Below are 24,608 nucleotides of genomic sequence, written 5' to 3'. Positions count from 1 at the left end.
AGACCCCATGGAGCTTTACTCCAGTTTGGTACTGGGATCCGGTGCTGCATGTACAGGATAGGTGGGAGACTGAGAACACAAAACGCCAGTTGTGTGGGAGTCGCTGTTGGGATACCACCCTTGCAGTATTGGGTTTCTAACCATCCGCCGTGACCCGGCGGTGGGACAATGCCAGGCGGGGAGTTTGACTGGGGCGGTCGCCTCCGAAAGGGTATCGGAGGCGCCCAAAGGTTCCCTCAGAATGGACGGAAACCATTCGCAGAGTGCAAAGGCAGAAGGGAGCTTGACTGCGACACCGACGGGTGGAGCAGGTACGAAAGTAGGGCTTAGTGATCCGGTGGTATTAAGTGGGAATGCCATCGCTCAACGGATAAAAGCTACCCTGGGGATAACAGGCTTATCACTCCCAAGAGTTCACATCGACGGAGTGGTTTGGCACCTCGATGTCGGCTCATCGCATCCTGGGGCTGTAGTAGGTCCCAAGGGTTGGGCTGTTCGCCCATTAAAGCGGTACGCGAGCTGGGTTCAGAACGTCGTGAGACAGTTCGGTCCCTATCCGGCGTGGGCGTAGGATATCTGAGAGGAGCTGTCCTTAGTACGAGAGGACCGGGATGGACGGGCCGCTGGTGTACCGGTTAGACTGCCAAGTCTACGGCCGGGTAGCCAAGCCTGGAAGGGATAAACGCTGAAGGCATCTAAGCGTGAAGCCCCCCTCAAGATGAGATATCCCATTCGAAAGAAGTAAGACCCCTTGAAGACGACGAGGTAGATAGGGCAGAGGTGGAAGTGCGGTAACGTATGGAGCTGACTGCTACTAATCGGTCGAGGGCTTGACCAAAAAGCTGAGACGAGCGGGACGGACAGGAAGGGAACAGAGCGGAGTGAGTTTACTCACAGAGGGATGTTCACAGACTGGACGGAGCATTTGCGAAGCAAATGACATTGGGTGACGGAAGTCACGAGATGACCGGGCGAGTCGTAGAAAGCGAAAGCAAGGTCAAAAATGATTCTAATGTCAACATGTATGTAGTTTTGAAAGTGCAATACTTTCTATTCCTCCTTAGCTCAGTCGGTAGAGCATGCGGCTGTTAACCGCAGTGTCGTTGGTTCGAGTCCAACAGGGGGAGGTTTAAACACCCGTAAATGTTATCATTTACGGGTGTTTTGCTATACATTTCTCAAATTCTGTTTAACGACTGAAGAAGCGCCGCTCTCTCTGAGTCAGGGGCGCTTTGGAAGGAAGTTCCTGCATTTCTTCATCTGAACAGTTGCAGGAACCGTTTGAAACGCCGTCACATTGTACTGATATTGAGCCTGTTTCTACCTGCGCGCCAAAAGTAATAGGAAGCTCAATACAAAGTTCCTGGGAAACAGTAAAGGAACAGGAGGTACGTTCTCCATAACAGGAGGTTTCTGTGCTGATCTCAGGCTTTCCGCAGCAGATCGTTCTTGCAGCCCCAGGTCTGGCAAAGGGAGTCACAGTAACAGGGACACAGACGGTTTCCTTATGGTTAAATAACGATTCACATTCGTTTGTTTCACTGCATACAGGCCCACAGATTGCCAGACCTGTTGCCGTGGTTCCTCCTCCGAACAGGCACACATCAACAGGGCCTACAGGATAAATATTTTTCAGCGAAAAACATATTTTCATATAACCAATTTCTTTATTTAAAGGAAAATCAAATTTTAATCCAATACATTCTGTTGGAGGATCTGGATTTTCTTTTGTCTTAAATTCTACATTTTCTCCCCATATAATTGTCAGAGGATCATCGTTAATGGAAACTGTAATTTCTGAAATATCCTCCCGGGTGATGGTACTGCAGATATTCAGCAGAAAATGACTTAAATCTGCATATTGGGGCAAGTCCTGTCCCACACCTTTAATAAGATAGCAGAATTTCTGGAGCTGACCTTCAGAGGGGTATAAAACAGATTACTCTGTATTTAAGGAAACCGTAAAGGGAAGAATCTTTTCACCGGGAATTTCAGAATAATCAATTTCAAAGCTGCATCTATTTTCCGTTTTCATAAAGGACCTCATTAAATTTGATAAATTCTCTATATCATATGTTAAAACCAGGATAGGGTGAGCCCCCCGCGTATCTGACATAATGAATGCATGCACAGATGCTATATGTGATTGGGGCAGTGTGTTTAGCTGTAGCTTTCATCTGTACGTTTTTCTGCTTCCAAAAGTATTTTGGCCATATATTTACAAAATAGTTACACCACAATGATAGAATGAGTGCAATAATAAGGACAGAACTATAAATGCGCAAATTTGAAAAAGCTGCACAGAATCATCACGAATTTGTCTTTGTAAAATTCGCATACAGAGCTTAATATTACAGATTCTGTTGTGCAAAATTCGATATTTGCTCATTTACAGGACATAAGATATGGGGGAGGAAGAGATATGAGCGCACATATTCTGGTAATAGAAGACGAAGAGGCAATTAATGATCTGATCTGTATGAATCTGGAGGTAACCGGATATCAGGTGACTGCTTTTTTTGACGGAAACGAGGCAAGTAAAGGTCTTTCTGAAAAGGATGATTATGACTGCGCCCTTTTGGACGTAATGCTTCCGGGAAAGGACGGTTTTGCCCTGCTTCCTGAACTGAAAGCCCATGGGATCCCGGTGATCTTTCTAACTGCCAGAGGCGAGGTACAGAATAAGGTGAGGGGGCTGAAAGAGGGCGCTGAGGATTACCTTGTAAAGCCCTTTGAAATGCTGGAGCTGTTGGTGCGTATAGAAAAGGTTCTGGAGAGAAATGGAAGAGTAAACAGTCTGATCCAGATCTACGATGTAGTAATTGATACAGAAAAGCGGACAGTAACAAAGGACGGGCAGGAGGTTTACCTGAAGCCCATGGAATATGAATGTCTTTTGTTATTTGTAAGGCACAAAAACAAAGCTCTTACAAGGAAACAGATTCTCGGAACTCTGTGGGGAATGGAATTCGAGGGAGAAACCCGTACTGTAGACGCTCATGTAGGACGTATCCGAAAAAAGCTGGGCTGGGGAAATGTAATAAAAACAATACCTACTGTGGGATACAGACTGGAGGTGGATGAGTGAAGCTTTTTCGAAGAATTTTTCTTCAGGCGCTGTTGGCGGTCGTGATTATTTCTCAGGCTACACTGATATATTTTTTGTATGAGGCTCAGCAGCAGACAGTAAATGACTGGAGGAAAAATGAGCAGACTGAGTATACAAATAAATTAAGAGAAATGGACAGAAGGCTGGAGAGTACAGGATTGATTTTTCATACAGGGAATACAGAGACAGATGTGATACGTCTGGAATTGATCAATGTTTTCCGGGAGGTTTTTGGAAGCAACGGGGCTCTGTTTTATAAGGGGGAATGTGCTTATAATTCCAGCCCTTATGAATTTAATTATAAAGAACTGTGGGAAAATACGTACAAAAGATCAGAGGGAGACAGTATTCCTGTACAGAAAGTAGAGGATAAGAAGATTCTGATTCTTATGAGTTCAGAAATGTATATGGGAAATCCTTATACGGTTGTGTTTTATAATGATATTACGGAAATCTATGAACGTACTGCCAGACTTTTTGCAAAGGGACTGATGATGACCCTTATTCTTTTACTTCTGGCAGGAGGCATCCTGTACAGAAGTCTTTCTTATACGATACGTCCTCTCCTTCAGCTGAAAGACGCGGCTGCAGCTATTTCTGAGGGAAATTATCAGGTACGTGTTGATGACAGCAGAAAGGATGAAATCGGACAGCTTGCAAAAAGCTTTAATCATATGGCTATGACAGTGCAGGAAAACATAGAAGCTCTTACAAGTACAAATGAAACTCAGCGAAGAATGCTGGGAAGTCTTGCCCACGAACTGAAAACACCGATGACTGCCATTATCGGATATGCGGATACGCTTCTGACAGTCCGTTTAAGCGACAGAAGAAGGGAACAGGCCCTGACTTATATAGGACGCGAATGTCGGAGACTGTCCAGGCTTTCTGTAAAAATGCTGGAGCTGACAGGCCTTTATGAAGAAAAAAAACAGGCAGTGGATTTTGAAAAATGCCAGGTAAGGGAGCTTCTGGACAATGTAAGACAGTTGATGAAGTTCAAGCTCAGTGAAAAAAACATTGATCTGGAAACGGAGTGCATTCCGGAGAATCTGTCCTGGGAAATGGATCAGGATATGATGGTCAGTTTTTTTGTGAATCTTGTGGATAACGCGTATAAAGCCTCTGAAAATGGTGGAAAAATTTTTATTCATGCAGACGAACAGGGCATTACAGTGAAAGATCAGGGGCGGGGGATTCCTGAAGAGGAACTGAACCGTGTGACGGAGGCCTTTTATATGGTGGATAAATCCAGATCCCGAAGCTCTGGAGGGGCAGGCCTGGGACTGGCCCTCTGTAAGGAGATTGCCGGGCTTCACGGAGCGCAGCTTATAATCAAAAGCAAGGAGGGTGCAGGTACTTCTGTTATTTTTCAGCGGTTACAGAATGGTTACACTTTGGAGGATATCCGGAAGAATGCTCTGTGATATTCTGATATTAGTAAAACAATAAAACCAGTGGAGACTGTGGCAGGACCGGCACAGTCAGACATAGAGAGGAGATCGTATGAAAAGAAAAACGCCGGCGCTGATCCTGGGGATGATGATAAGTACTGTATTACTGACCGGATGTGCAGAGACTCCGGAGGATTCTCTTGTAAAAATGAAAGGAAAAGAGGCAGTCGAAAAAAATTACGAAGAAGCAGCAGAGATACCTGAAGGTCAGGCAGGTGCAGAAGGAACAGAGAACACAGATAAAACTACAATTCGGGATATTGTAGGCGCTCCGGAAACTTATCAGAGTACGGTGACAGATGAGACCGGAAAGCTCACTATTGATACCAATGCAGTGGTGGAGATTCCTGAGGCAGAAAAGGCTTCTGCCATTGCAGTCAGCCAGCATCCTTTTAACCAGGAGGAAATAGACCGCATTACAGACACTTTTTTTAAGAATGCAAAGATTTATACAAGTTCCAGTTATTTTACCAGAACAAAACAGCAGGTTCTGAAAGAGCTGACTACCTGGAAGGGATATCTTGCAGAAGGAAATATGGATCCCAACGGCTGGGGAAAGGATGAAAACGGAAATTATAATCTGGATATTTATCAGGTGATTGAAAATCTGGAACAGGAATATGAAAATGCGCCGGAAGAGAAAGTACTGGAGGAGGTGAAGCCTCAGTTCGGACTTGAAGCAGATGATGGAATGGGCGGAACCTACATAATGGAGGATAATTTTATTGGAGTAGCAGTGACAGAAGACGGAACTCCATTTCGTTATATACTGAACCCCTCTGGAAGTACTCCCATGTCAGTAAAGATTGAAAATAACAAAAAATACGAACACAGTGAACAGGCAGATGCATTATTTTTCTGGAACAGTTATGACAGCTTTTCCGCAGATAATGATATTCATCTGGCGGAGCCGCTTCCTGCAGAGGAAGAAATGGAAACAGAGATTGGTATATCCTTTGAGGAGGCAAAAGCTCTGACAGACGAAAAAGTTGCGGCCCTTCAGATTCCGGGAATGGAGCTTGCAGACTGGGAATACGGACTTTGCACCTATCAGACAAACAGCCCGGAAAATCAGGATATTCATATCAGTGATACAGGTTATATAATGCATTATACAAGGAAAGTGGATGGAATTCCCATTACATATTCTTCGGAGTATGGAGGAGCGCTGGGAGATATGGACAGTGAGATGGAAACATGGAGCTATGAAAGACTTGATTTTTGTGTGACAGAAGATGGAATTGATCAGGTGGAATTTATCAATCAGTATGATATCGGACAGGTGAAAACAGAACGCGTAAACCTGAAATCCTTTGACGAGATTATGGATATTTATGAAAAAATGATGCTGATACAAAATGCAGATACCTTAAACAGTGAAGACGGCAGAGTTTACCATATTGAACGGATCACCTTTGGCTACAGCCGGATTTATGAACCTGCTACAGACAGCAAATCCGGAGTTCTGGTTCCGGTGTGGGACTTTTTTGGAAGCTTTGAGGGTTTTTATACAGAAGAACAGCAGGCGCAGGGCGCTCCGGAGACATTTGGAAATTATGATACAAACATGAGTTATCTTACCATTAATGCCATAGACGGCAGCGTAATTGACAGGGGACTTGGATATTAAACAATACAGAAGGAGACGGGCAGAGAATGAGGCAGATCAAAGCAGTGATCCAATACAATTTTATGGGATTTTATAAAAAGCCCAAGGTGATTCTGACATTTTTGCTGGGCTTTATTCTCTGTTTTCTGTTGAGCAGCCGGATTATGCCGGTAATCCAGGCATATAAGTCGCCGGTTCAGATGCTGGAACCTTTTTTGTGGACCTTTGGAGATACAACGGCAATTCTTTTAAGCTCCGTACTTCTTTTGCTTTTGTTTTCCGACCTTCCTGTATTAAGCGCTATTACCCCGTATTACCTGTGCCGCACCACAAAAAAGCGCTGGCTTTTCGGACAGCTTTTTTATGTGGCGGCCGTATCTGGGATTTACACGGTTTTTATGCTGGGAGCCACCATGATCCTTTGTGCAAAAGTGGGATATCCGGGAAATATCTGGAGCAATACAGCGGCTATGCTGGCTTATTCTAAGCTGGGAGAGGACTTAAATGTTCCTTCTACGGTAAAGGTAATGGAAAGTGTTACTCCTTACGGATGTACCGCTCAGGTTATTCTCCTGCTGTTTCTTTATATTCTCTGCCTGAGCTTTATTGTGCTGGCAGGAAATCTTCTTCCGGGGAAAAATCGTGGACTGGTGGCAGGGCTTTTGTTCTGTCTTTACGGGTTCCTTCTGGAGCCGAAGGTGCTTCGGGTGCTTCTGGGATTTGAAGAATATGAGATGTTCCGGGTAAATGTGCTGATCGGATGGATCAGTCCTTTAAGTCATGCCTCTTATGGCAGGCATAATTTTGGATATGACAGGCTTCCAACAGTATGGCAGTCCTGTGTGGTGTTTCTGATTCTGCTTGGAGTTCTGATCTGGTTTTGCGGAAGACGGATGAAATACTATCATTTTGTGTTTTTAGGAGAAAAGGATTGAGATGGGCAGTGAGATCAGAAGAATGTTTCTGGGAAAAGGCTTCTGGATGGGGCTGGCTGTGGCAATGGCAGGAATTGTTTTTGGCGCAGCTTATCCTAAAATAGAGGGCCTTCTGTATACGGGAAAATTTGTGAATATGGAAGCAGAGGCGCTGCAATCTCAGACAATGATTTTTCTGCTTCCTCTGGCTGCTGTTCTTCCCTGGAGCGATTCTTTCCTTCTGGAACGTCAGGGCGGCTTTCTGAAATCTGCGCTTCCGAGAACAGGGAGGCGGGTTTATGTGGAGAGCAAAGTGTTTACAGTAGCTCTGGGAGGATTTCTGGCAGTATTCCTGGCAGGCACGCTGATGTTTTTTATATATTTTGCAGTGTTTTTCCCTTTGGAGGAACAGGGAAGGTTTCCTTGGAATTCTGTGTGGGAGCTTACAGAGATTCTTTTACGCTGCGGGATGCTGGGAGGCATCATCAGTACTTTCGGGGGAATCTGCGGAGCCCTGACAGGCTCCGTGTATCTGGCTTTTGGCCTGCCTTTTGTGTCCTATTATTTCTGTGTGATATTAAGGGACAGATACTTTGAAAACGCACTGTGGCTGTATCCGCCCCAGTGGATTGAAGGATCTGCTAAATGGGGAGCAGACAGTATGGGGCTATGGCTGTTTCTTCTTGTTTTTCTGGGACTTGTCATGGTGGTTCATGGAGGGATTCTGTATGACAGAGTTAGTGAGATCTGAGCCGGTGATCCAGGCGGTAAAGGTGACAAAATATTTTGGAGAGGACTGTGTGCTGAAGGAGGCGGATCTTATTCTGAGAAAAGGAGAGGTCTGCGGTATTGTGGGAAATAATGGATCAGGAAAAACAGTTCTTATGAAGTGTATCTGTGGATTTTTGCCCGTGACTTCAGGAGTGATCCGGGTACAGGGAAAGGAGATCGGAAAGGACACAGACTTTCCGGAAAGTCTGGGTGTGATTATTGAAAGTCCGGGCTTTCTGACTAATATGACAGGATTTCGGAATCTGGAGATTCTGGCAGATATGAACCGCCGGATCACAGCCGCTCAGATTCGGCTTGTGCTGAAAAAGGTGGGACTGGATCCTGACCTGAAAAAAGCTGTGGCAAAATATTCCCTGGGTATGCGGCAGCGCCTGGGAATTGCTCAGGCAATCATGGAGGATCCGGATCTTCTGATTCTGGATGAGCCGTTTAACGGTTTGGATAAGCATGGAGTGGAGGAGATACGTAAAATTCTTCTGGAGCTGAAAAAGGAAGGGAAAAGTATTCTTCTGGCAAGTCACAATGCAGAAGATATCAGAATCCTCTGTGACCGGGTTTTTGAGATGGACGGAGGAATTTTAAGGGAAAGAGGAACGGCAGAATGAAAAGGAACATAAGAAAAACAGCGATATTGCTGTCTGCAGTAATTCTTGGTGAAATCCTGTGTCTGCAGGGGAACAGCGATATCTGGGTGACTCAGACAGGCATCCTGGCCGGAACGGGCAGCCGGATCGTGCATGGAGCAGAATTGTTTGCAGACGGAACAGAAAGAACAGGAGCAGAACAAAGCGCGGACACAGACGAGCCGGAGATTACGGTAGCGCCGGTTCCCACTGATGTACCGGAGCCCGGTGTATCGCCATCACCGGAACCCAGCGTAACTCCGGAGCCAAGTGTTATTCCGGATCCCACGCCTGGACCGGGAATGTCCATGAATATTGAGAATCTGAACATTTATACAAACGGTCAGGAAGATCTTTTCGGGGACGGTTCTGTGCCTGAAGACACAGGAGGGGATGTTTCCGGAGGATATTCCGGAGGGGGAGAGATGTCTGCGGAACAGAAAGAAGAACTGATCCGTCAGCCCAGACTCCTTCTGGAAAGCTTTAACCTTTCAGAGAAAGCTCTGAACGCAGGAGACCAGGCAGATATGGAGCTGGTGTTTAAGAACAGAAGCAGCAGTCAGGGTATTTATAATCTGAAAGTTTCTTTTAGTACAGAATCGCCATCCATACAGTTTGAAAAGAAGTCCTTTTATTTTTCGGGAGTAAATCCGGGGGCAGATATTACTATTAACAGTAAGGTAAGTATTACAAAGGATGCAAAGGACGGCCCTGTTCTGGTGACAGTTTCTTTTGAATATGAGGATGTGAAAGGAAAAGCTGCGACAGGAACAGAAAGTATTGAGATCCGGGTGGCACAGCCGGTGACGGCGGTTCTTGACTGTGAAGGGATTCCTGCAACAGTATATTCTACAGATACCATAGATCTGGCAGTCCGGGTGCAGAATCTCAGCAGAACAGGTATTTATAATGTGCGTGTGGACCTGGAAGGGCAGGGGATGTTTCCAAAGGAGGAAATTTTTGTTGGAAATATGGATGCCGGGACCATGGCTGAAGGAACTATGAGCATTTATGTAGGAACCCGCACTATGAAGGCAGCAGGACAGGATGAGGGAACGGATGAAAGTGAAATGTATGGAAAGGTAAGCGGAAAGCTTACTTTAAGCTATGAGGATCTGCAGGGGAATATTTATCAGGAAACATCAGAATATCAGACGCAGATTAATAAGCCGGAAATACAGAGTCTGAAAATAGAAACTCCCAAAAAGGCAAATTCCTGGTGGTATTCTGTTTTTGTTGTTGCCGGCGCAGGAATGCTGCTGATTATTATCGGACTTGTGATAAGAAACAGAAGGCAGAAAATGCTTTTGGAGGAGGCGCGAAGGGAGGCGGCCGGTGAGCATAAGTAAAAGGAAACATTTCCGGCCGCTGACAGTGACCGGTATAGCAATGGCTGCAGGCGTTTTGTATCTGGCAGTTTATCTGGCGGCAGGGATCCCGGAAGAACAAAGAGAATATCAGGAGATTGTTTCCTTTGGGAAAACAGTTTATGATCAGAAATTACTGAAGGAAGTGCAGAAAATAGACGGGCTGGTCTCTTTTACTCCGGTGCAGGAGATTCGTGTAGAACTGAGGCTGGGAGAGTATACAATGAATACTGTATTTCAGGCGGCAGATCTTGCGGAACTTCATATGAAAGGAAATGGACCGGATAAAATACAGGTTGGGAATACACCGGTTCTGCTGATTGGGAAAAATGCACTTTCCTCTATGACAGATGGAAACGGACGCAGGATTTCCAAAAAGGAACTACAGAAATTCTGGGAAGGAAGTGAAAAACATCTGCAGTACAGAATGACAGATCAGAGCGAGTCTTCTGTAATAAGAAGTATTCCCCGGGAAGAATCTGAAGAGAAGGATAAAAACAGTACAGATATGGCAGCAGATACAACATCCGGACAGAACATCACTGTACAGAAAGAGACTGGGTGGAGGGACTGCTGTGCCGCTGCGCGGCTGACGTCACCTTCGGATGGAATTTATATGGATTATGAGCAGGGAAGGAGAATTCTGGAGGGCAGACCCGTTTCCTGTAATAAAGCGCTGCTTACTGTGCAGGGAAAAGAGAATTTTGAAAAAGCGTCAGCCTCTTTTGCAGATCTGGAAAAGAAGCAATAGAGGCCGGCGGACAGAATAACCGGAAATAAGTCTTTCATAAAGCCTTAATGAAATATAAGCTTCCGGAAGTGTGAAGAAGAACCGGAAGTTACTTTTACATTTCTCCCCGAAAATAAAAAACAAAAATTTTTGAAAAAAAGTGTTGACTTTTATAAATACCTGTAATATAATCTATCTTGCGTCAAGCGAGAAAACAAAAATTAAATACCGTTACGGGGTGTGGCTCAGCTTGGCTAGAGCGCCTGGTTTGGGACCAGGAGGCCGCAGGTTCGAATCCTGTCACCCCGATGCTGTAAACAACTTTTACCGTTTCAGCGAATATGCGGGTGTAGTTCAATGGTAGAACACCAGCCTTCCAAGCTGGATACGTGGGTTCGATTCCCATCACCCGCTTCTCCATAAAAGGAGAAATGTGTCTGTAGCTCAGCTGGATAGAGCAACGGCCTTCTAAGCCGTGGGTCGGGGGTTCGAATCCCTTCAGGCACGCTGTGGTGGGTATAGCGCAGTTGGTTAGCGCGCCAGATTGTGGCTCTGGAGGCCCAGGGTTCGAATCCCTGTATCCACCCTTTCGCCTTTGGGCTATCGCCAAGCGGTAAGGCACAGCACTTTGACTGCTGCATTCGTTGGTTCGAATCCAACTAGCCCAGTCTGTTATGGGGTATTAGCTCAGTCGGTAGAGCACTTGACTTTTAATCAAGTTGTCCGGGGTTCGAATCCCCGATGCCTCACTTGCATCTGTAGAGATACAGATGCTTTTTTCTTATCATATAGGTTATCATCATTTTATTAAAATGAATGATATAAATATTGCGCGGGCATGGCGGAATTGGCAGACGCGCCAGATTTAGGTTCTGGTGTCTACGACGTGCAGGTTCAAGTCCTGTTGCCCGCATAAAAACGCCTGATTCCAGGCGTTTTTTGTTAATTATTTTTGGAAATAATAAAAAGTGCATCATGGAGTATGCTCTGTGCAAGGATCAGAAAAAGGAGATGACTGGTGATGAACACAGCATTTGGTAAAATTCTCGAGAAGAAGATTTTCAAAAAAGTTTTTTCTGTTGTTATCTTATTAAGTTCAGTTGTCGGTGCGGTTATGAACAGCTATGCAGTCTGGACCCTGGGAGTCAGTACAGGGGTTTCCTGTATAATTGGCATAATTTATATAGTGATGGGGATTTCAGCTCTCATGCAGAATCAGATCATGGAAAAGTGGAGAAATAAGAAGCTTGAAATGCTCATGGGTATATATAGCTGCTTTTTTATATATGATTTTATGATTCTGCTTTTATGGTGGATTTTTTCTGCCCTGTTTATGGTTTCTGGAAAAGCGCAGGCCATGGGGGTATTTGTTCTGGATATTTTGGCTGTTATAATTGTGGCGCTTGGGTATCTTCATGCAAAAAATATAAAATATACTGCTTATTCCATTCCTTTGGGATTGAGGGGAAATACCTGTCGGATTGCCATGATGAGTGACATTCATCTGGGTGTGTTTGTAGGAGAGAAGCATATTCAGAATATTGTGGATAAAGTGAACCGGCTGGAACCTGATCTGGTAGTTATATGCGGAGATATTATTGATGTAAATAATCATATTCTTGAGGATGATGAGGTTCTTGGCAGAATCAGCTCCCTGTTTTGTAAAATAAAGGAAAAAAAAGGCGTGTTTGCCGTACTGGGAAATCATGATCCAAAGGCAGATAATAAGAAATTTGCTGATTTTTTACGGGCTTCAAACATTCAGCTTCTGCATAATCAGGTGATTCAACTGGAAGATTTCTGCCTGGCAGGAAGAACCGATGCAAGTAATAATTGCAGAAGCTCAATGGAAAGTCTGGCAAAAGAAATAAATTCGAGCTTACCGGTTATAGTTTTAGATCATAATCCCAGTGGTATTCCTGAAGCCGTTGAATTTGGGGCAGACCTGGTTCTCAGCGGTCATACCCATAAGGGACAGTTTTTTCCGGTAACATATTTTACAAAACTGGCAAATGGAAAACATTATTTTTATGGACATGAGCAGTTTGGAAAAACGCATGCCATTATTTCTTCAGGAGCAGGCTTTTTTCAGCTTCCGGTGAGAATCGGAACAAGTAATGAAATTGTAGATATTCATATTTCATAATAAAGAAATATTGATGATTCAAAAAGTATGGAATTTATTTTATGAGTAAATTTGAAAAAGTGCATAAAATTATCACGAATTTGTTTTTATTTAATGCACATATAGAGCTTAATATTTCTTTTTTGTGCGTATATTATGGATTCTATTGTGCAAAATTCGATATTTGCACATTTATAGTTATATATCAGAGATCAGGGCGGTATTCACAGGAGTACCGCCCTGTAATTTTTTCAGAAAAATATAAAAATATATTGACTTTTTTCAGAAGAGAGAGTATATAATAAATTATAAGTAGTAAGTAATAAGAAATATGAAGTAAGAGAGGTGAAGGATATGTTTAAAAAAGCTTTTTGGATTCCTTATGAGGACAGCGCAGAATATCCTACTATGGTAAAAGCCATGCAGGCAATATCAGAGTACTGTGAAAAGAACGGAGATTCCTGTACCTTTACCGGTGATGATGAGGTAGAGATCAATGGAAAAGTTTATGAGATCTGCCAGGGCTATGAAAATGGGAGCCGGGGTAACTACGGCATCAAATGTAAGGAAAAATAAAGGAGAAAAATATGGACGATTACACACTTGTACAGCAGTTTCTTCTTATAGGACTAGATGGAACGGACAGCAGACATAAATCGGTTGCCAAAAGTGCTGTTCTTCGCGCAGCTGCCGCGGGAAAACGGGCAGAGAGACTTCTTGCCTCCGGTGACTGTCAAAGCCCGGGTTTTGCAGACAAACTGGAAAAAGAAATGAAAACCGTAAAATCCCTGAAAACAGAAGCTTTGAATAAGGAGGCCGGAGAGGATATAGGGATTTTGATATCCCGGGGAGCGCTGGATGAGGTTCCGGATCTTCTGGGCTGTGATATGTATTACGATACTGCAGGCGTGGATCTGATGGTGTACAGAAGTGACCAGGATATTTACCAAAAGGTGACAGAAGCCCTTCGAGCAGAACTTCTGGAAGAAGGAGAGCTGACCGATGATGGGATTCTGCTTCTGTGGATGATTCGTGAAAGTGGATTTATCCATGAGATCTTTTCGGCAAAAGAACAGGAAGAAATATCTCAGAAAATGGTGCGTATGGCAGCATCCGGTCAGTGGACAGGTGTGTTGTGGAATCAGGAATTTCATAAAGCCTTTGAAAGTCTGGGGACAGCCTTTTTAAGGAAAAAGAAAAAACTTTTTCAGAATCCTTATATGCAGGGGGTAAATCTTACTTTTCCGTTTCTGGAAAGGCGTCAGGCTGTGTTTGTTGATTTTGTTATTTTTGGAACTACAGTCAGTGACCGCAGAACGGCAATGATGAGTTTTTTATGCGAACACGGGCATTTTGTGGAAGAAGTAAAGAATGGAACAGAAACTCTTTTAAAAATAGACAACATATTTTACCGCATTGTCCCCAAAACTGTTTCATGCCAGGGAATTCCTGTTCAGGGAGCGCTGCTTTCTCCTGTATACCGGTGAAGGGGGGCATATAAAATATGTCCAGACGGAGAACAATGGAAGCGATTCTTGCTTCAGACTATGTTTCCATAGGGGAGCTGGCGCGTCTGACCGGGTGTCGTTACAGTACCCTGAAGCATTATACTGAGGAGGGAATGCTGCCTTTTGAGCAGGAAGAAGAAAACCTGACAAGAAGGTACCGGAGAGAACAGAGCATACAGCTTGTGGAATGGATACGGCAGCAGAGAAAAGCCGGAAGGTCTGTTCCGGAAATCAAAGAGCTTCTTGCAGAAAATCAGCATACCTGCTCAGAGCAGGAATAAGAATATTGCGGGACAAGCAACTGCCGGACATAAAAGTATGGGGACAAAAGTAAGACTGACTTTTGTCCCGTTGTGGTATCAGAGGTAACGGATTTCGGCAGAGAGACCTCCGTCCTCGTCTGCTTCTACAACAGCATAGCTTGGTTTATGTCCGTTTTGTCTTGGAAAAGTAAGACTTCCCGGATTTAATACCATGATGCCGTCCTCTTCGTCAATAACTGGTTTATGTGTGTGACCGAAGAACACACAGTCACAGTTTCTGGATCTGGCCTCATCAATCAGACGGGAAAGATCCATAGAAACGCCGTAAAAATGTCCGTGGGTTACAAGGATCCGGTGTTTGAATACAGTAATTTCATCCTCTTTTGGAAGGTCGGAGAAGAAATCATTGTTTCCGGCAATAATTGTACAGGGACATTCGGCAAGGGCTTCAATGTAGAACTCGCGCCCTTCCACGTCTCCGCAGTGGAACAGCATATCAAAAGGCTGCTCTCTCAGAACCGCAGCTTCCAGATTGGCGTCTCTTCCATGAGTGTCACTGACAATAAGGAGTTTCATTGAAGCTCGTCCCTGATAGCCCTCAGAGCCTTCCCTCTGTGGCTGATTTTATTTTTTTCCTCCATAGAAAGCTCCGCAGAAGAACATCCGTATTCCGGAAGATAAAAAATGGGGTCATAGCCGAATCCGTTTTCGCCTTTTTCCTCGTAGCCGATCCTGCCTTCCATAGCTGCTCTGACTGTCCGAACAGTCCCGTCCGGGAAAGCGGCTGCAATGGCGCATACAAAGCGGGCAGTTCTCTTTTCATCAGGAACTCCGTTCAGGCGCTCAATAAGATTTGCATTTTTAATATGATAAGAAGTATCTTCACCCATGTAGCGGGCAGAATAGATACCCGGTTCTTTATTCAGGTAATCGATTTCCAGACCGGAGTCATCAGCAAGTACGATCTCTCCGGTAAGGTCACGGATAGCCGTTGCCTTGATGACTGCATTTTCTTCAAAAGAACTTCCGTTTTCTTCAATATCAGCTGTGATTCCGGCATCCTTCAGGGAAAGAAGCCGGATATCCAGATCACCGAGAATTTCGCGGATCTCCTTCATTTTTCCTTCATTGCCGGTGGCAAAAATTACTTTTTTCATTTGTTTGCATTCCTCCTTGGCGGTTTTGGCCCCAGAAACTGATAGTAGTAGGTTTTTAACATTCCATTGTATATTTTGCGGTTTTTGTCCGCTTTTTTCCCAATATCATTTTCAGCTCTGTCATAGGACGTGATCAGGTACATGGACCATTTATCCAGACGGTTGAAGCTTTCTCCGATTTCCCGGTAAAGCTGCGGAAGAGCTGCTTTTTCTTCCAGACGCTCTCCATATGGAGGATTCGTGATCAGGAAGCCGTATGGTTTTGGGTGGCTGAGATCCTTAACTGCTCTCTGCTGAAAATGGATCAGCCTGTCCACGCCTGCCATTTTGGCATTGGAACGGGCTGCCTTCAGCGCTTCTGCGTCAATATCATAGCCCTGGATATCCGTTTCAATATGAAGGTTGATCCGGTCGTTTGCTTCTTCTATGGCGTCATACCAGCATTTTCGAGGAACAATATGCTTCCAGTCTTCAGAAAGGAAGGAGCGGTTCATGCCGGGAGCCATATCGGCGGCGATCATGGCTGCCTCAATAGGAAAGGTTCCGCTTCCGCAGAAAGGATCTACAAGGATCCGGTCTTTATTCCATGGGGTAAGCATAATAAGGGCTGATGCCAGAGTTTCAGTGATCGGAGCTTTTACAGTCATCTGACGGTAGCCGCGTTTATGGAGGGATACTCCTGAGGTATCAATGCCCACAGTGGCCACATCCTTCATAAAAGATACACGGATGGGAAAGCTTGCTCCGTCTTCCGGAAACCAGGAAATACCGTAAACGCCTTTCAGACGTTCTACAATTGCTTTTTTCATAATGGACTGGATATCGGAAGGGCTGAAAAGTGCGCTCTTTACGGAGTTGGCCTTGGCAACCCAGAATTTTCCATCCTGAGGAATGTAGTTTTCCCAGGGAATTGCCTTTGTTTTTTCAAAAAGCTCGTCAAAGGTCACCGCCTTAAATTCTCCTGCTTTCAGAAGAATACGTTCTGTGGTGCGGAGAAATACATTTGCCTGTGCGATTCCCGCAGCGTCAGCCAGAAAAGTTACTTTTCCATCATCCACTTTGCTGATCTCATAGCCGAGATCAAGAATTTCCCGTTTCAGGACAGCCTCCATTCCAAAATGACAGGGAGCGATCAGTTCCATATATTTCATGGCAGCCTCATTTCTCTGACAGTGTTTCCGTCAAAATCTTTAATAGTAAATATACTGTTTTCCAGAACTGCGTAGGTTGCAGGATTTCCCTCCTTGGGAATGGAAACAGAGCCTGGATTTAAAAGGATATATCCATCCATCTGCTGAGCTTTTAACACATGAGTATGTCCGTGGATCAGAATGTCTCCTTCCTGGAGAGGGGGAAGATTGTCCTGGTTATAAATATGTCCGTGAGTAGCATAAAAGGTTCTTCCGTCTACAGAAAGAATACAGTAGTCAGCCATTACCGGAAATTCCAGAACCATCTGGTCAACCTCGGCCTCACAGTTTCCGCGGACAGCGTAAATTTTGTTTTTATGTTCATTGAGAAGAGCAATGACTTCTTTGGGTGCATATTCTCTTGGAAGATCATTTCTGGGTCCGTGATAGAGCAGATCGCCCAGAAGAACCAGACGTTCTGCCTGCTCTTCACGGAACGCATCCAAAAGCTTCCGGCAGTAATATGCGGAGCCATGTATATCTGATGCAAACAAGTATTTCATTCAGGTATTCTCCTTATAATAGGTGTTTTGTATAAAATCCGTTCTGTTTTTACAGAACAGGATTTTTCTCTTTTACATTATCACGGTTATCCGGAAATTACAAGATTTCTTCCTCGATAAGCTTCAAAACCGCCGATCACAGACCGGGTTTTGTACCCTTTTTTTACAAAAAGCCTGGCGGCGGCCATACTTGAGCCGCCCCGCTGACAGTAAAAGATCAGAAGCTTTTCCCGGGGAAGCTCCCGGCACTGTTCAATCTGACTGTAAGGATAGTTTAACGCGCCGCGGATATGACTTTTCTGATAAAGGGCTGCATCGCGGACGTCTATGATGAGAGCGTCGGAACGGTCTGCATAATAATCAAGCATTTTGGCGGAAATGGTTTCAATGGGAAACATTTGAGTTTTCCTTTTTTATTTATCATATGCAGAAAAGAGGACGGAGAAACAGATCGGAAGACAGGACAGGGCGGATGCGGCATCTGCCTGCATCCGCCCTGTCCATACGGTTCTGTAAGAAGGGAGAAACGTTTGTTTTTTGCTGATTTTTTTCTTTAGTATCTGTCAGAGTAATTGTTCTGTTCTCTGTCGTAAGCGTTTGTAGTTTTGTTTTTAGAGCTGTTTCTGGAAGCGTTTTTGGAACTGTTTTTTCCGCAGTTCTGTGCGCTTTTATCAGAAGCTTTGTCTGTGTTGCTGTTCATGTTTTTGTTTTCTGTTTCATAATTTTTTGTCATTTTCATTTTCCTCCTGGTGTAATGTGTTGAATAGCTGCTGTTTACTATCCCGCAGGGTATTTTGGTATCTGTGCCAAAACCCCGAGACATACAGGGCAAAATGCTTCCTGTCACCTAAGGCGATTTGGAATGCATTTTGTCAACTTGCTTATTACACTGTCTATTATGTCAAAAAGTTGTAATAATATTCATGAAATCATATTGCTTTTTTTTCCAGTTTATATTATAATCTAATCTGTAAAAAGAATTTACCCTTCAAAAATTTTTTTTACATAACCCCTTATTTAATTATTTATACTCCCCTCGAAACACCCGGTAGCTCCCCTACCGGGTGTTTCTCTGTAAAAAAGAAAAAGAAGGCCTGGAAAGCCCGGAAAAAGCGGACTGAGGGACTGAAAAAAGAAATTGTGCAGGACAGACATTTCGTTTAAAAATGCTGTCAAACACAAATACAACAGAAGTTATGTGGGAATGTGAGCAGGATTTTTGTAAAGGGTTGTAGTTTCAATAGCAGGAAGGAGACTATGTGTATGAAAAAGATGAAAAATGTAACTGCAGTAGTTTTGACCTGTGTTCTGGCACTGGGAAACGGGGAGATCCTGTGGGCGGCAGAAGACAGGGCAGAGGCTCAGCAGCAGAAGGAGGAAGACGCCGGAAGTATCGTATCCCGGCTGACCGGACTTCCCTATATTGGCGGACAGCGTCTGGAGACGCCGCTGATCATGCAGGATGAGATAATGAAACTTCAGAATGTTCAGGAGGAAGGAATTCTCGGATGTCTGAAATGGGATTTTGATAATGATAACAGTGATGAAATTCTGGCAGTTACTTATGAGCCAAGTGAAACCTTTGGGCCGGAAAATAAATGTGTCAGGATATCCATGTATGAATTAAACGTGGGTACCTGGATGGTTTCCGATATGTTTGAGCTGGGAGAATATGATCTGGAAGGAAGGTTTCAGGATCTGGCGGCAATGTCTGATACGAATTCCACTGCCTATGAGGGAAATATTTTTTTGAGAAGGGTAAACGGACAGTATCAGTTCTTTTATGAGTACAGCGCATCTCCCAAATATCTGGTCACAGGGTTTGAGTGGTATTTAAGAGGATATACCTATGACGGATCAGCCTTCTCAGTTATGGAAAGTACTCAGGATATGGAATATGCGGCATCGGGAATGGAAATAGAAGCTTTATTTGCTTTAGATCCAACACCGCTTCAGGGACTGGATTACGGACAGTATACGATCGATATGATAGAGCAGTATAAAGCCTTGGGATTCCAGGCTCAACGTATAGGTATAGGTACGGAAAATTTTATTGTTTATTCAACAGTCAGCCAGGATCCCCGCTGTTATTCGATTGTGCGGTTAGTGCGCGGAGACAGTATGGAAGAGGGGCAGTCAGCAGGTCAGTTTGTATATGACAGATTAAAATCGGAAAGATATCTGGAGGGCTTCTGGATGGATATTGAAGATCATACCTCGTCCATCCGGGAGATTGTAGATCAGACACATACAGAAGAGGAAAGCGCTGGTTCAGATACGGTATCTGTGGCAGGTTCCTATGAGGAGTTTTTAAAAACAAATCATGTGGGAGATTATTATGCCATAGTGGATGCCGGAGAAAATCAGGAATCCATATTAGTGGCAGTAACAGGTTTTTCCGAAATGGATGAGGACATTTATACACCGGAGTTGGGATATGATATTGTTCTTTACGGAAACAACGGAGGAACTGTCCGTCAGATCGGGGAGCCGCTGCATCTGAGCGAGTCCGCAGGTCCATGGTATTTTTGCGAAAATAAGCTTATCTGCAATGGCAGAAGAGGCGGATATTATACGGTGGATATTGCTGGGGATTCCTACACACGAAATTTTCACCAGGAGGGAAGCAGCTCTGACTGGGTTCCCCTGTCTCTTCGAAAAAACAGAGGAGCTGCAGGCGGACAGGTGCAGCCGTCTCCGGAGAACAATGCGGCAGCCGGAGAATACATACTGCCAACCAGTAACAGCGAATATCTTACAGAAGAGACACTTATCAGCAAGGGGCTGACCAAAGAACAGCTGGGGCTGGCGAGAAATGAAATTTTTGCCAGACATGGAAGGATGTTTGATACGGCAGAAATACAGCAGTATTTTGATTCCAGATCCTGGTATGTTCCAAAGTATGCGCCGGCAGAGTTTGACGCAATGGGAGACGGTATTTTTAACGAATATGAAAAATACAATATGGAGTCCATTAAGGCTCTTGAGGACAAGCTTGGCTGACGGCTCGGCTGACGGCTCAGCCTGTGGATATGCCCGTTGTTTACAGCAATCTGGTCAAAATGCTGTGTAAACAGCAGCCAGATTGTTTCGATGAATGTATCAGCCGGTAATTTTTGGGTGAAAAGAGTCCGGGAAGATGTTATAATGAAAAATGATTCTAACTGTTCGCAGGTTACTGGGAATGGCGTGAGAAATAATAAATGATTTCAACCCGGAATCAGTTTATTGACGAAAGGAAAAAAAGGAGAACAGCAATGGATGTTCGTGAATTTCAGGAAAAACTTAAAAAAATGCAGGAACTGGCCAAAGAGCAGGGCGGAAGTCTCAGGGCAGAGCAGATCAGAGAAGAATTCTCAGGAAGTGATCTGAACAGCAGTCAGCTTGTGAACGTGCTTAAATATCTTACCGGACAGGGAATCCTGATAGAGGGAATTGAGACAGAGACAGAGGGCTCAGACGCTCAGGAGGAAGTACGCCGGGTTCCTCTGACACAGGAAGAGGAGGCTTATCTGAAAGAATATCTGGAAAGCCTTCCCGGAGAAGAGGATTTTCCGGAAAGCGGGCGGCTTTTTGAAGAACTTAGAAGCGGAAGCGCAGACGCCGTACAGAGCCTTGCTGCCTGCTATATGCGTGCGGCAGCAAGGCTTGCTGTGGAAATGAATACAGAGGATATCTTTATCGGGGATCTGATCCAGGAGGCCAATGTAAGCCTTGTACAGGCTCTTGGCGCTGCCGGAGAGATTCTGCGCAGTGAGGAATGGCTTCTGGAACAGATCCGTGAGGGAATCCGTAAGGCCTGCAAGGAGCAGAGCCAGAGAAAATTTGAGGATGACAGTCTGGTGGCCAGGGTGGAGAAGCTGGAAAGCGCTGTGAGAGAGCTTTCTGAGGATGAAGAAGACGGAGAAAGCGCATTCAGTGTGGGAGAGCTTGCAGTGATCCTGGATATGGACGTAGAGGAAATCCGAGATACGCTTCGCCTTACTGGAGACGACAAGTGATGGGCTATTATGATTTACACGGCATTATTTTGCAGGATGTTTTAGAGTAGAAGAAACATGACGGAATTTCGGAGGCTATACAACATGCTTCAGGTCACTGTCCCGTGAGGCACTTAGGCATGTATATTCCAAAATCCCGGGACATACAGGGCAAAACGCCATCACCAAAGATGGTCCGGGATGCATTTTTACCAGGCTGCTGTGAAAGGCGGCAGCTTTATATGCCTGTGGGCAGCAGGTTGTAATCAGGTGTCATTTATGGTAGAATAATCGGAACGGGAGGTGTTTTTATGCAAATCAGAGAATCGGCGGAGGATTATCTGGAAGCGATTTTAAGGCTGTCCCAAAAGGGCGGAGGAGTAAGATCTGTGGACATTGCCACAATGCTGTCAGTTTCAAAACCCAGTGTCAGCCATGCCATGAAGCTTCTCAGAGAAGACGGTTATATTGCTATGGACCGTTATGGAACCGTGACTCTTCTGGACAAAGGCGCAGAGATTGCCAACAGAATTTATGAACGTCATACAGTTCTCACAACAATGCTGGAGAGCCTGGGAGTTCCTTCAGAGATTGCCAGAGCGGATGCGTGTAAAATGGAACATGATATCAGTGATGAGAGCTTTGCAAGAATTAAAGAACGTCTGATCGAGAATGGTCAGCTGGATTAAATAAAACATCCGGAGCAGTTTCAAAAGGAACTGCCTCGGATGTTTTACTATAATAATACAGATTTTAAATATTAAAGAAAAAAGTAATCAGTATCGGCACAAAGAAGGAACAGAGAATTCCATTAAGAACAGCCAGAACCACAGTTTCCTCATTTGTGTATTTCAGAAGTACAGGAAGGGTAGTATCCTCGCTGGTGGCTGCAGCCGGCGCAATACAGGTATAATTATTGAGCCTGGAGGCAATAATGGGAATCAGGAAAAAAGAGAAAAATTCTCTCATAAGATTGCTCATAAAGGCAATACTTCCCAGTTCCGCGCCTCCCAGACGGCTGATGGTAACTCCCGCAAGACTGTACCAGCCCATTCCGCTTGCCACAGCAGCGCCCTCTGCCGGAGAAATACCCAGGATCACTGCGCAGATCAGCCCTCCGATGACAGAGCCCACTGTAATGCCAAGGGGGATAATAAGGATTTTCAGATGATACTGGCGGATTTTTTTGAGGATGCCGTTGTGCATTCCGATGCTGATTCCCACAGAAAACATCAGTATGTATAAAATCATATCTGAGTGCTGGCTTAAAAAGCTGACAGGCGTGGGATTGAAACCGGAAAGCCCGCAGAAAAGTCCCAGGACCAGGGCCAGCAGTGTAAATAAAACGATCATTTGTCTTCTCCTTCTGAATCTGAGTGCTTTTTCTCCATAAAGCGTTTTGTCAGTATGTAGACAAGAATAATGGAAACCAGAGTGGGAATCAGAAAGAACAGGAAGCTTTTCAGTCCCAGAGACGACAGTTCACTGAGAAAGTTTTCTTTCTGGCCAAGCATAACCCCCATGGAAAAAATAAGAAGGAGGGTGCACAGCATGGCAAGACGTTCGTTCCATTTTTTGATTCTTCCTGTCATGAGAAAACGTCCTATCAGGATTCCAACACCCATGACAATAAAAATTTTCATAACAGTTTCTCCTTTTAAGTCATATAAAAAATATTATATCATTTGCGGAATCCCTTTACAATGGAGAGTTTACGCAAAAACAGCACAGGCTCTGAATATTTATCATAAGCCTGTGCTGTTTTTATCCTAATACGATATTTTGACTGTAATCTTATATATCACAGCGTAAACATTTGCTGTCTGAAGGGCATCTGTCGTATTTTTCATGTTCTGCGCTGTACCTGATTATTTTTGTTCTTTATTTAAGAAGACCTTTTTACAAGAAGACATACTTCAGTATAAACAGTACTGCCAGAACATACATCAGTACGCTGATCTTCTTTTCCTTTGCCTTTCCGGCCACAAGATTGATCACAACATAAGAGATAACGCCCATTGCGATACCTTCGGAAATACTGTACATAAATGGCATTGCAATGATTGCGATAAAGCATGGAATTGCTTCTGTGTAATCATTGAAATCAATTTTTGTAATGGATGTGAGCATCAAAAATCCTACCACGATCAGAGCCGGAGCCGTTGCAAAGGACGGAATAGCCAGGAAGATAGGTGACAGGAACAGGGACAGTCCAAACAGTATGGCTGCTACAATGGCAGTCAGACCGGTACGTCCGCCTTCAGCTACACCGGAAGCACTTTCTACAAAAGTAGTAACAGTAGAAGTACCGCAAACTGCGCCTACAGAAGTTCCCACTGCATCAGAGAGAAGAGCACCTTTGATTTTCGGGAGCTTTCCGTCTTTGTCAAGCATATCGGCTTTGGATGCCACGCCAATAAGGGTTCCCAGAGTATCAAACATATCTACAAACAGGAATGCAAACATGATGACAACAAAGTCAAGACTGAACACAATGGAAAAGTCCATTTTCATAAAGGTTGGCGCCATGCTGGGAACGCTGATTCCGTTGGAGAAATCAGGGAGAAGGCTGAAGAAGCCAAGCTCCGGATTTGGTACATACAGTCCAACGAACTGACAGATGATTCCAAGTCCCCAGGTGATCAGAATACCCCACAGGATGCTTCCTTTAATATTTTTTACAAGAAGGACTGCCGTAACTAAAATACCGATCAGAGCCAGTAAAACAGTGATTCCCATGCTGTTGAAGGTTCCGTCTTTTACAGCGCTTTTAAAGGAAAATACACTTACCAGTGTAGAGTCATTGTTTACAACGATTTTTGCATTCTGCAGACCGATAAATGCAATAAACAAACCAATTCCCACAGAAACCGCATGTTTCAGGTTCATGGGAATGGAGTTGAAGATTGCCTCACGTACATTGGTCAGAGACAGAAGGATAAAGATCAGGCCTTCTACAAATACTGCGGCCAGAGCCTGCTGCCAGCTGTAACCCATACCAAGGACAACGGTGTACGCAAAATATGCGTTTAATCCCATGCCCGGTGCCAGAACAAACGGGTAATTGGACAACAGAGCCATAAGGCAGGTTGCAATAAACGCAGACAGCGCAGTTGCAGTAAATACAGCGCCTCTGTCCATTCCGGAGGCCTCCAGGATGTTAGGGTTTACTGCCAGGATGTACGCCATGGTCATAAATGTGGTGACGCCGGCAATAACCTCGGTCCGTACATCTGTTTTGTTTTCCTTCAGGTGAAAGATTTTTTCGAGCTTCATAATGCTAC

Annotated in this window: 25 protein-coding genes, 8 tRNA genes and 1 rRNA gene; 24 read left to right on the top strand and 10 right to left on the bottom strand. The window is 44.4% G+C overall.

All coding sequences use genetic code 11. The features are described 5' to 3' along the window. Together NSA57_RS06820 and NSA57_RS06815 are read left to right on the top strand one after the other, a co-directional pair. Positions 1–838, top strand: a 23S ribosomal RNA gene (locus NSA57_RS06820); the annotation flags it as partial. A 216-nt stretch (positions 839–1,054) separates the two neighbouring features. Continuing rightward, positions 1,055–1,127: transfer RNA gene (locus NSA57_RS06815), tRNA-Asn, on the top strand. A gap of 62 nt (positions 1,128–1,189) precedes the next feature. On the opposite strand, the gene NSA57_RS06810 is transcribed toward NSA57_RS06815, so the two are convergent. Next, entirely contained in the window at positions 1,190–1,870 is a 681-nt protein-coding gene (locus tag NSA57_RS06810; RefSeq protein ID WP_257464387.1) for a hypothetical protein, read from the bottom strand. 552 nt (positions 1,871–2,422) lie between these two features. Here NSA57_RS06810 and NSA57_RS06805 point away from each other — a divergent pair. The 19 genes from NSA57_RS06805 (at position 2,423) to NSA57_RS06715 (ending at position 14,512) form a co-directional block, all read left to right on the top strand. Continuing rightward, positions 2,423–3,088, top strand: coding sequence for a response regulator transcription factor (locus NSA57_RS06805; RefSeq protein ID WP_022067301.1), 666 nt, complete (start codon positions 2,423–2,425; stop codon positions 3,086–3,088). Beyond that, positions 3,085–4,536 carry a sensor histidine kinase gene (locus NSA57_RS06800; protein ID WP_257464386.1) on the top strand — a complete coding sequence of 484 codons (1,452 nt, stop codon included), beginning with the start codon at positions 3,085–3,087 and terminating at the stop codon, positions 4,534–4,536. The genes NSA57_RS06805 and NSA57_RS06800 overlap by 4 nt, the downstream gene beginning before the upstream one ends. A 79-nt stretch (positions 4,537–4,615) precedes the next feature. Next, positions 4,616–6,193: a DUF6034 family protein gene (locus NSA57_RS06795; RefSeq protein ID WP_257464385.1), complete on the top strand. Its 1,578-nt coding sequence runs from the start codon at positions 4,616–4,618 to the stop codon at positions 6,191–6,193. 26 nt (positions 6,194–6,219) lie between these two features. Continuing rightward, complete coding sequence (locus tag NSA57_RS06790; protein ID WP_173752599.1) at positions 6,220–7,107, top strand: hypothetical protein; 888 nt, start codon at positions 6,220–6,222, stop codon at positions 7,105–7,107. Between the two features lies 1 nt (position 7,108). Further along, on the top strand, positions 7,109–7,837 hold the full coding sequence (locus NSA57_RS06785) for an ABC transporter permease (RefSeq protein WP_173752598.1): 729 nt from the start codon (positions 7,109–7,111) through the stop codon (positions 7,835–7,837). Then, on the top strand, positions 7,815–8,483 hold the full coding sequence (locus NSA57_RS06780) for an ABC transporter ATP-binding protein (RefSeq protein ID WP_257464384.1): 669 nt from the start codon (positions 7,815–7,817) through the stop codon (positions 8,481–8,483). The genes NSA57_RS06785 and NSA57_RS06780 overlap by 23 nt, the downstream gene beginning before the upstream one ends. Further along, entirely contained in the window at positions 8,480–9,850 is a 1,371-nt protein-coding gene (locus NSA57_RS06775) for a hypothetical protein (protein WP_257464383.1), read from the top strand. The genes NSA57_RS06780 and NSA57_RS06775 overlap by 4 nt, the downstream gene beginning before the upstream one ends. Beyond that, complete coding sequence (locus NSA57_RS06770; protein ID WP_257464382.1) at positions 9,837–10,619, top strand: hypothetical protein; 783 nt, start codon at positions 9,837–9,839, stop codon at positions 10,617–10,619. The genes NSA57_RS06775 and NSA57_RS06770 overlap by 14 nt, the downstream gene beginning before the upstream one ends. Positions 10,620–10,832: 213 nt before the next feature. After that, a tRNA-Pro gene (locus NSA57_RS06765) sits at positions 10,833–10,907 on the top strand. 34 nt (positions 10,908–10,941) lie between these two features. Further along, positions 10,942–11,012: transfer RNA gene (locus NSA57_RS06760), tRNA-Gly, on the top strand. A 19-nt stretch (positions 11,013–11,031) separates the two neighbouring features. Next, positions 11,032–11,105, top strand: a tRNA-Arg gene (locus tag NSA57_RS06755). Positions 11,106–11,110: 5 nt separating this feature from the next. Next, a tRNA-His gene (locus NSA57_RS06750) sits at positions 11,111–11,184 on the top strand. A gap of 10 nt (positions 11,185–11,194) precedes the next feature. After that, positions 11,195–11,266, top strand: a tRNA-Gln gene (locus NSA57_RS06745). A gap of 8 nt (positions 11,267–11,274) precedes the next feature. After that, positions 11,275–11,347 (top strand) — tRNA-Lys (locus NSA57_RS06740). Positions 11,348–11,430: 83 nt separating this feature from the next. Further along, positions 11,431–11,511, top strand: a tRNA-Leu gene (locus NSA57_RS06735). 108 nt (positions 11,512–11,619) lie between these two features. Next, positions 11,620–12,744, top strand: a complete 1,125-nt coding sequence (locus tag NSA57_RS06730) for a metallophosphoesterase (protein WP_257464381.1) — start codon at positions 11,620–11,622, stop codon at positions 12,742–12,744. Between the two features lie 333 nt (positions 12,745–13,077). Beyond that, positions 13,078–13,299, top strand: coding sequence for a DUF4318 domain-containing protein (locus tag NSA57_RS06725; RefSeq protein WP_257464380.1), 222 nt, complete (start codon positions 13,078–13,080; stop codon positions 13,297–13,299). 11 nt (positions 13,300–13,310) lie between these two features. Beyond that, positions 13,311–14,210 carry a hypothetical protein gene (locus NSA57_RS06720; protein ID WP_257464379.1) on the top strand — a complete coding sequence of 300 codons (900 nt, stop codon included), beginning with the start codon at positions 13,311–13,313 and terminating at the stop codon, positions 14,208–14,210. A gap of 17 nt (positions 14,211–14,227) precedes the next feature. Beyond that, positions 14,228–14,512 (top strand): helix-turn-helix domain-containing protein, encoded by a 285-nt coding sequence (locus tag NSA57_RS06715; RefSeq protein ID WP_178709101.1) that lies wholly within the window; start codon positions 14,228–14,230, stop codon positions 14,510–14,512. A 78-nt stretch (positions 14,513–14,590) separates the two neighbouring features. On the opposite strand, the gene NSA57_RS06710 is transcribed toward NSA57_RS06715, so the two are convergent. From NSA57_RS06710 to NSA57_RS06685, 6 genes are all read right to left on the bottom strand, one after another. Further along, positions 14,591–15,070 (bottom strand): metallophosphoesterase family protein, encoded by a 480-nt coding sequence (locus NSA57_RS06710; RefSeq protein ID WP_022068258.1) that lies wholly within the window; start codon positions 15,068–15,070, stop codon positions 14,591–14,593. Beyond that, positions 15,067–15,651, bottom strand: coding sequence for an XTP/dITP diphosphatase (locus NSA57_RS06705; RefSeq protein WP_022068257.1), 585 nt, complete (start codon positions 15,649–15,651; stop codon positions 15,067–15,069). Before NSA57_RS06705 ends, NSA57_RS06710 begins: the two co-directional genes overlap by 4 nt. Next, a complete protein-coding gene (locus NSA57_RS06700; RefSeq protein ID WP_257464378.1) occupies positions 15,648–16,802 on the bottom strand; it encodes a THUMP domain-containing class I SAM-dependent RNA methyltransferase in 1,155 nt (384 codons plus the stop codon). Before NSA57_RS06700 ends, NSA57_RS06705 begins: the two co-directional genes overlap by 4 nt. Next, positions 16,799–17,344, bottom strand: a complete 546-nt coding sequence (gene yfcE / locus NSA57_RS06695; protein WP_022068255.1) for a phosphodiesterase — start codon at positions 17,342–17,344, stop codon at positions 16,799–16,801. Before yfcE ends, NSA57_RS06700 begins: the two co-directional genes overlap by 4 nt. A gap of 86 nt (positions 17,345–17,430) precedes the next feature. Beyond that, a complete protein-coding gene (locus NSA57_RS06690) occupies positions 17,431–17,742 on the bottom strand; it encodes a rhodanese-like domain-containing protein (RefSeq protein WP_138270318.1) in 312 nt (103 codons plus the stop codon). A 155-nt stretch (positions 17,743–17,897) separates the two neighbouring features. After that, the gene (locus tag NSA57_RS06685; protein WP_138270319.1) at positions 17,898–18,077 is read right to left on the bottom strand and encodes a hypothetical protein; all 180 of its coding nucleotides are present in this window, start codon (positions 18,075–18,077) and stop codon (positions 17,898–17,900) included. A 530-nt stretch (positions 18,078–18,607) separates the two neighbouring features. Between NSA57_RS06685 and NSA57_RS06680 the strand changes: the two genes are divergently transcribed. The 3 genes from NSA57_RS06680 (at position 18,608) to NSA57_RS06670 (ending at position 22,013) form a co-directional block, all read left to right on the top strand. Then, positions 18,608–20,347: a YARHG domain-containing protein gene (locus NSA57_RS06680; RefSeq protein WP_257464376.1), complete on the top strand. Its 1,740-nt coding sequence runs from the start codon at positions 18,608–18,610 to the stop codon at positions 20,345–20,347. 254 nt (positions 20,348–20,601) lie between these two features. Next, a complete protein-coding gene (locus NSA57_RS06675; RefSeq protein ID WP_022068252.1) occupies positions 20,602–21,345 on the top strand; it encodes an RNA polymerase sigma factor region1.1 domain-containing protein in 744 nt (247 codons plus the stop codon). Positions 21,346–21,635: 290 nt separating this feature from the next. After that, complete coding sequence (locus NSA57_RS06670) at positions 21,636–22,013, top strand: metal-dependent transcriptional regulator (RefSeq protein ID WP_022068251.1); 378 nt, start codon at positions 21,636–21,638, stop codon at positions 22,011–22,013. A 64-nt stretch (positions 22,014–22,077) separates the two neighbouring features. Here the strand turns inward: NSA57_RS06670 and NSA57_RS06665 are convergent, their stop codons facing one another. The 3 genes from NSA57_RS06665 to NSA57_RS06655 all read right to left on the bottom strand — a co-directional run bounded on the left by NSA57_RS06665 (position 22,078) and on the right by NSA57_RS06655 (position 24,600). Further along, positions 22,078–22,677: a LysO family transporter gene (locus tag NSA57_RS06665; RefSeq protein WP_173752595.1), complete on the bottom strand. Its 600-nt coding sequence runs from the start codon at positions 22,675–22,677 to the stop codon at positions 22,078–22,080. Next, positions 22,674–22,967 (bottom strand): LysO family transporter, encoded by a 294-nt coding sequence (locus NSA57_RS06660; RefSeq protein WP_173752594.1) that lies wholly within the window; start codon positions 22,965–22,967, stop codon positions 22,674–22,676. The genes NSA57_RS06665 and NSA57_RS06660 overlap by 4 nt, the downstream gene beginning before the upstream one ends. 256 nt (positions 22,968–23,223) lie before the next feature. Then, positions 23,224–24,600 carry an NCS2 family permease gene (locus NSA57_RS06655; RefSeq protein WP_147598775.1) on the bottom strand — a complete coding sequence of 459 codons (1,377 nt, stop codon included), beginning with the start codon at positions 24,598–24,600 and terminating at the stop codon, positions 23,224–23,226. Between the last annotated feature and the right edge of the window lie 8 nt (positions 24,601–24,608).

Source organism: Blautia caecimuris, assembly GCF_024622975.1.
Taxonomy (GTDB): domain Bacteria; phylum Bacillota; class Clostridia; order Lachnospirales; family Lachnospiraceae; genus Blautia_A; species Blautia_A caecimuris.
The sequence above is the reverse complement of the archived record's forward strand: the minus strand, read 5'-3'. Positions and strand labels throughout refer to the sequence as shown.

Excerpts from the sequence above, each read along its gene's own strand:
- NSA57_RS06805 (WP_022067301.1), top strand. The coding sequence starts at position 2,423 with ATGAGCGCACATATTCTGGTAATAGAAGACGAAGAGGCAATTAATGAT.
- NSA57_RS06795 (WP_257464385.1), top strand. The coding sequence starts at position 4,616 with ATGAAAAGAAAAACGCCGGCGCTGATCCTGGGGATGATGATAAGTACT.
- NSA57_RS06790 (WP_173752599.1), top strand. The coding sequence starts at position 6,220 with ATGAGGCAGATCAAAGCAGTGATCCAATACAATTTTATGGGATTTTAT.
- NSA57_RS06785 (WP_173752598.1), top strand. The coding sequence starts at position 7,109 with ATGGGCAGTGAGATCAGAAGAATGTTTCTGGGAAAAGGCTTCTGGATG.
- NSA57_RS06780 (WP_257464384.1), top strand. The coding sequence starts at position 7,815 with ATGACAGAGTTAGTGAGATCTGAGCCGGTGATCCAGGCGGTAAAGGTG.
- NSA57_RS06775 (WP_257464383.1), top strand. The coding sequence starts at position 8,480 with ATGAAAAGGAACATAAGAAAAACAGCGATATTGCTGTCTGCAGTAATT.
- NSA57_RS06730 (WP_257464381.1), top strand. The coding sequence starts at position 11,620 with ATGAACACAGCATTTGGTAAAATTCTCGAGAAGAAGATTTTCAAAAAA.
- NSA57_RS06725 (WP_257464380.1), top strand. The coding sequence starts at position 13,078 with ATGTTTAAAAAAGCTTTTTGGATTCCTTATGAGGACAGCGCAGAATAT.
- NSA57_RS06720 (WP_257464379.1), top strand. The coding sequence starts at position 13,311 with ATGGACGATTACACACTTGTACAGCAGTTTCTTCTTATAGGACTAGAT.
- NSA57_RS06715 (WP_178709101.1), top strand. The coding sequence starts at position 14,228 with ATGTCCAGACGGAGAACAATGGAAGCGATTCTTGCTTCAGACTATGTT.
- NSA57_RS06710 (WP_022068258.1), bottom strand. The coding sequence starts at position 15,070 with ATGAAACTCCTTATTGTCAGTGACACTCATGGAAGAGACGCCAATCTG.
- NSA57_RS06705 (WP_022068257.1), bottom strand. The coding sequence starts at position 15,651 with ATGAAAAAAGTAATTTTTGCCACCGGCAATGAAGGAAAAATGAAGGAG.
- NSA57_RS06700 (WP_257464378.1), bottom strand. The coding sequence starts at position 16,802 with ATGAAATATATGGAACTGATCGCTCCCTGTCATTTTGGAATGGAGGCT.
- yfcE (WP_022068255.1), bottom strand. The coding sequence starts at position 17,344 with ATGAAATACTTGTTTGCATCAGATATACATGGCTCCGCATATTACTGC.
- NSA57_RS06690 (WP_138270318.1), bottom strand. The coding sequence starts at position 17,742 with ATGTTTCCCATTGAAACCATTTCCGCCAAAATGCTTGATTATTATGCA.
- NSA57_RS06685 (WP_138270319.1), bottom strand. The coding sequence starts at position 18,077 with ATGACAAAAAATTATGAAACAGAAAACAAAAACATGAACAGCAACACA.
- NSA57_RS06680 (WP_257464376.1), top strand. The coding sequence starts at position 18,608 with ATGAAAAAGATGAAAAATGTAACTGCAGTAGTTTTGACCTGTGTTCTG.
- NSA57_RS06675 (WP_022068252.1), top strand. The coding sequence starts at position 20,602 with ATGGATGTTCGTGAATTTCAGGAAAAACTTAAAAAAATGCAGGAACTG.
- NSA57_RS06670 (WP_022068251.1), top strand. The coding sequence starts at position 21,636 with ATGCAAATCAGAGAATCGGCGGAGGATTATCTGGAAGCGATTTTAAGG.
- NSA57_RS06665 (WP_173752595.1), bottom strand. The coding sequence starts at position 22,677 with ATGATCGTTTTATTTACACTGCTGGCCCTGGTCCTGGGACTTTTCTGC.
- NSA57_RS06660 (WP_173752594.1), bottom strand. The coding sequence starts at position 22,967 with ATGAAAATTTTTATTGTCATGGGTGTTGGAATCCTGATAGGACGTTTT.
- NSA57_RS06655 (WP_147598775.1), bottom strand. The coding sequence starts at position 24,600 with ATGAAGCTCGAAAAAATCTTTCACCTGAAGGAAAACAAAACAGATGTA.